Raw genomic sequence first — 5415 nt, 5'->3', positions numbered from 1 at the left:
GGGGCTATGAGGAAGTTGTATATTGCCGCCACCGTTTGGTTGGCCGTCGGGCTCATCGCCGGAGTATTTTATCGCGAATTCACCAGAGCCCACGATTTTGAAGGCACCACTCAACTGTCTGTGGTGCACACCCACTCGCTTATTCTCGGTATGACAATGAACCTTCTGTTCCTTGTCTTCGCCCTTGTACTCCGAATCGATAAAGATCGTCGCTTCACCACATTCTTTTGGATTTACAACGCGGGTGCAGCCTGGACCGTCGCATTTCTCGCTTTCCACGGCATTCGTCAGGTCCTCGGTAAAGACTTTCCCGAATCGTTGGCCATCTTCGCAGGTATGGGCCACATTATTATCACCGTTGGATTCGTCCTCTTCTTCGTCATCTTGAATAAATATGTCAAAAGATGGCAAAGGAAAAATAACGTATCCCACTAGGTGCGTCGTTTCCTGAACATGATTACCCGCAGGCGCTAAACATTCGGAGACGCCAACCATTCGGGTGTAATGGAAAGTTTCCTGGACGTTAAATCTTCCCAACGAGATAGGTAATCACGGGAAACCGACGTAATCTAAATTGCGTAATTAGGCACTATCGTCCACCACCGTCGTTTATTAAAGTCATTTACCAAAACCCAAATCGCCGCGTTTAAGCTATCCCGCCCTTGAAGGGCACACGCGTGACTTAAAAGCGGCTTTAGCTGTGCTGTTTAAAGGAGCCCTCATTATGCGTCTACGTTCAGTGGCTGCAGCTATCGCAACTCTGGCGTTATCCGCAACCGGCCTCGTTGCCTGCGGTGATGGGGGTGGAGCCACACTCGACGGGGCGGGAGATCCCAACATCGTCCGGACCGCGGCGTCGGAACCCCAAAACGGACTTATCCCCACGGATACCAACGAATCCAACGGTTCTCAGGTGCTGGAACTTCTGTATCGCGGCCTCGTATCCTATGACGAAAATGGTAAGTCGCATAATCAAGTCGCTGAGTCCATCACGGCTAATCCGGACAGCACAGAATTCACGGTCAAGCTCAAAGACGGTTGGACTTTCACCGATGGAACACCCGTCACCGCGGACTCCTTTATTGACGCCTGGAATTACGGTGCAGCCGGTAAAAACGCTCAAAAACAGCAAGACTTCTTCTCAAATATTAAAGGGTTTGACGAGGTCAAAGACCCCAGCAGTAGCGTCGAAAAGCTGTCTGGACTGCAGAAAGTGAATGATAAAGAATTCACGATTACGCTCTCCGATCCGGACTCCCAGTTCCCCATCAGCCTCGGAGCGACGCCGTTCTTCCCGCTCCCGCAGTCATTCTTCGATGATCCGAAGAGTTTCGGTGAGCACCCCGTCGGCAATGGGCCCTATAAATTAGATGGGCAAAATGCGTGGACTCATAATAGTTCGATTCGGACAGTAAAGAATGACAAATACGCTGGTGACGATAAGCCGAAGAACGGCGGTGTCACCTTTAAGCTGTACGAAAACCTTGATACGGCGTACACCGACTTGCAGGCGAGCAACCTTGACATCATCGGTCAGACTGTTCCCCCGACGGCGATGCAGACCTTTAAGGATGACTTCCCGTCCACGCACCTGGTGAAGCCGATCGCTTCCAACGGTGGCTTCGTCATTCCGCAATGGCTCGACCACTTCGGCAACGATGAAGAGGGGCATTTACGTCGGCAAGCGATCTCTATGGCGATTAACCGGAAGCAAATTTCCGACAAAATCATGAACGGTACGCGCGTGCCAGCGAAGGACTTTACGGCGACGACACTCGGCGACGTACCGAACGTCGAAGGCAATGAAGTCCTGGACTATAACCCGGACAAGGCCAAAGAGCTGTGGAAAAAGGCCGACGAGATCAAACCGTACAGCGGGAAACTGGAGATCGCGTACAACTCGGACGGCGGCCATAAGGAATGGGTCGAAGCCGTATCGAACAGTATTCACAACGTTTTGGGGATCGACGCCACGGGCAAGGCGTACCCCAACTTCAAAGCACTCCGAAACGAAGTATCGAGTGGGTCGATTCATACCGCTTTCCGAAGCGGCTGGCAGGCGGACTTCCCGTCACAAGCGAATTTCCTCCAGCCTCAATTCGCGACGAATGGAGCGTCGAATGACGGTAAATACACCAACGCGGAATTCGACAACCTCCTGAAAGACGCGTCGAAGGAAAGTGACCAGAAGAAAGCGCAGGAGATCTACGCGAAGGCGCAGGCGATTCTCATGCGGGAGCTCCCCGAAATCCCGCTGTTCTACTACACCGCGTCTGCCGCGTGGACTACCTCGCTATCGAACGTGAATTACGACTGGAAAGGCGTCCCCATCTTCACGGACATCACGAAGAGCTGACCCGTCGATAAGGCTCCCCCACGATAAGGACCCCTCATGCTTTGGTATATCGGAAAACGATTATTACAGATGGTGCCCGTCTTTCTCGGCGCAACATTCCTCATTTACGCCATGGTGTTCCTCACCCCCGGCGACCCCGTCGCAGCACTAGCCGGGGATAAACCACTGAGCCCGGAGATTATCCACTCCATCCGCTCGCAATATCACTTAGACCAGCCATTTATCGTCCAATATCTCCTGTACCTCAAGGGAATTTTTACCGGTGACCTGGGGCAAACGTTCTCCGGACAAAGCGTCGGCACTGTTCTGGGGAATGCGTTCCCCGTCACGATTCGGCTGGCGCTAATGGCCATCGTTATTGAAACCGTATTCGGTATTGGTTTCGGTGTTCTCGCCGGGTTGAAGAAAGGTGGGCTGTTCGACTCCACCGTCCTCGTCATCTCTCTGTTCATTATCGCGGTGCCGATTTTCGTCATCGGCTTCGTTGCCCAGTTCCTCTTCGGCATTAAATGGGGAATCCTGCCAGCCACCGTCGGTGCGCAAGGCGACTTCAAACACCTCCTCATGCCTGCCTTTGTGCTGGGCCTGGTCTCTTTCGCCTACGTGTTGCGCTTGACCCGATCAGAAGTGGCCGAAGCGCTGGGCCGGGACTTCGTGCGCACCGCATATGCCCGGGGAATGAGCAAACCGCAGGTCATCCTCCACCACGTCTTGCGGAACTCCATGATCCCCGTCGTGACGTTCATCGGCGCTGACCTCGCGGCACTCATGGGCGGGGCGATCGTCACCGAAGGCATCTTCAACATCAACGGCGTGGGTGGCCTGGTCTATCACGCAGTGATGTTGGGCGAAGCGCCGACCGTCGTGTCCGTCGTCACGGTCTTAGTCATCATCTTCGTCGTATCGAATCTCCTTATTGACCTGCTCTACGCACTTCTTGACCCGAGGATCCGCTATGCCTAATCCATCACACACACCCGCCAACAGGTCATCAGCAGGGGAAGGATCCACAGAATTGCCGACGTCTCACGAAGGGAATCCGTTGGCAGCGGAAACTCATTCCCCGACGGCGGGACGTCATGAGAGACACGAGGCCCGCGGGGCCGGACTGGTTACGTCGTCGCGAACGGAACGGTGGGTCGCAGAAACAGTGGCCGCGGATGAACCATCGCGTGACGATCTCCTGGCGGACAAGAAACCACTGAGCACGTGGGCAGAAGCCTGGCAGCGGTTACGGCGTCGGCCCCTGTTCTGGGTATCAATGGTGATTATTCTGGCGGTGCTGCTGGTCACGTTCTTCCCGGGGCTGTTCACGTCGACGGACCCGAAAACGGCTGACCTGAGTAAATCGCTGGAGGGGCCCGAAGCCTCGCACCCGTTTGGTTTCACTCGACAGGGTTACGACGTGTACTCCCGCACCTTGTACGGTGCGCGTGCCTCGGTCGTGACCGGTGTGTCCGTCACGATTGTCATCACGATTCTTGGGACGATTATTGGCTCGGTGGCCGGCTATGTCGGTGGCTGGTTGGACGCGGTGCTGTCCCGCCTGACCGATATTTTCTTCGCGATACCGCTGATCCTCGCGGGCATCGTCCTGATGCAGCTGTTCAGCGAACGCAACACGCTGACCGTGATCCTGGTGCTGTCCGCATTCGGTTGGCCACAGATGGCGCGCATTGTGCGCGGCGCCGTCATGACGGTAAAAAACAACGATTATGTCATGGCGTCGCGTGCGCTTGGTCTCTCGCAGTGGAAGATTCTGCTGCGCCACATCATTCCCAACTGCCTCGCGCCCATCATCGTTATGGCAACGACGTCGCTGGGTATCTACATCGTGGCGGAAGCAACGCTGTCCTACCTGGGCATTGGGTTACCGCCGCAAACGGTGTCGTGGGGCAATGACATCTCCACGGCACAAAACACCCTCCGAGCAGCGCCGTCGACGTTGTTCTACCCCGCGGGTGCCCTGGCCATTACAGTGCTGGGCTTCATCATGCTGGGGGATGCGTTAAAGGATGCCCTCGACCCGAAGGAGCGTACGGCCTCATGACATTGATCCCACATTCTGCAGCTCGCCACTCCACGGAGACGCAATCCGCGAATAAACCGAAGCACAGCGTCGGTACGCATAATTCCAGCGACGATACCCGCCCGCTGTTGCAGATGCGCGACGTCGATATCGCCTTCGGCGGTAAGAAAAAGCCGATACCGACGGTGTTTGGCGTCAACCTCGACATTTACCCGGGGGAGACTGTTGCGATCGTCGGTGAGTCTGGTTCGGGTAAATCCACGACGGCGCATTCGATCATCGGTCTGCTCCCTGGTGGGGGCCATGTCACTGGTGGCACCATCACGTTCGACGGTCGGGATATCACGCACGCCTCGCCCAAGGAGCTGACGGCGCTGCGTGGTGCGGACATCGGTTTAGTCCCGCAAGATCCCATGTCGAACTTGAACCCCGTGTGGAAAGTAGGTTTTCAAGTCAAGGAGGCTCTGAAGGCCAACAACGTTGCGACGGGGTCTGCTGCCCACAAGCGGGCTGTTGAGCTGCTTTCGGAGGCCGGGCTGCCGGACGCCGATAAGCGCGTGAACCAGTACCCGCACGAGTACTCGGGTGGTATGCGCCAGCGCGCATTGATCGCGATTGGTTTGGCGGCGCGTCCAAAGCTGCTTATTGCCGACGAACCGACGTCGGCACTGGACGTCACCGTCCAGCGGCACATCTTGGACCACCTGGATTCGCTGACCCACGAACTGGGCACGGCGGTGATGCTGATTACGCACGACCTCGGTTTGGCGGCCGAGCGCGCGGACCGGATCGTCGTGATGAGTCAGGGTCGCGTCGTGGAATCGGGCCCTGCGCTGGAGATTCTTCAAGATCCTCGGCACCCCTACACGCAAAAGCTGGTGGGGGCGGCTCCGTCATTGCGGGCGCGGCGTCATGACGTCATTGAACAGCGCGAAAAAGTGGCCCACGAGGCCGAAGAGAGGGCCCTCGAGCGCACCACCGGACCGCACGCGGCGCAGGATGGCGACGTCGAGCACATTATCGAAGTCCA

5 protein-coding genes are annotated in these 5415 nt (G+C 56.5%); all 5 read left to right on the top strand.

The features are described 5' to 3' along the window. Positions 1-6 precede the first annotated feature (6 nt). The gene (locus Q3981_RS10445) at positions 7-435 is read left to right on the top strand and encodes a DUF2871 domain-containing protein (protein ID WP_368410096.1); all 429 of its coding nucleotides are present in this window, start codon (positions 7-9) and stop codon (positions 433-435) included. A gap of 289 nt (positions 436-724) precedes the next feature. Beyond that, the gene (locus tag Q3981_RS06115) at positions 725-2356 is read left to right on the top strand and encodes an ABC transporter substrate-binding protein (RefSeq protein WP_303124513.1); all 1632 of its coding nucleotides are present in this window, start codon (positions 725-727) and stop codon (positions 2354-2356) included. A gap of 36 nt (positions 2357-2392) precedes the next feature. After that, positions 2393-3319, top strand: coding sequence for an ABC transporter permease (locus Q3981_RS06110; RefSeq protein ID WP_046201854.1), 927 nt, complete (start codon positions 2393-2395; stop codon positions 3317-3319). After that, the gene (locus Q3981_RS06105; RefSeq protein WP_303124512.1) at positions 3312-4406 is read left to right on the top strand and encodes an ABC transporter permease; all 1095 of its coding nucleotides are present in this window, start codon (positions 3312-3314) and stop codon (positions 4404-4406) included. Before Q3981_RS06110 ends, Q3981_RS06105 begins: the two co-directional genes overlap by 8 nt. A gap of 113 nt (positions 4407-4519) precedes the next feature. After that, a partial coding sequence (locus Q3981_RS06100) for an ABC transporter ATP-binding protein (protein WP_303124515.1) occupies positions 4520-5415 on the top strand: 896 nt, incomplete at its 3' end.

This window comes from Corynebacterium sp. (assembly GCF_030530965.1).
Lineage (GTDB): Bacteria > Actinomycetota > Actinomycetes > Mycobacteriales > Mycobacteriaceae > Corynebacterium.
This window is presented reverse-complemented; position numbering and strand designations above follow the sequence as displayed.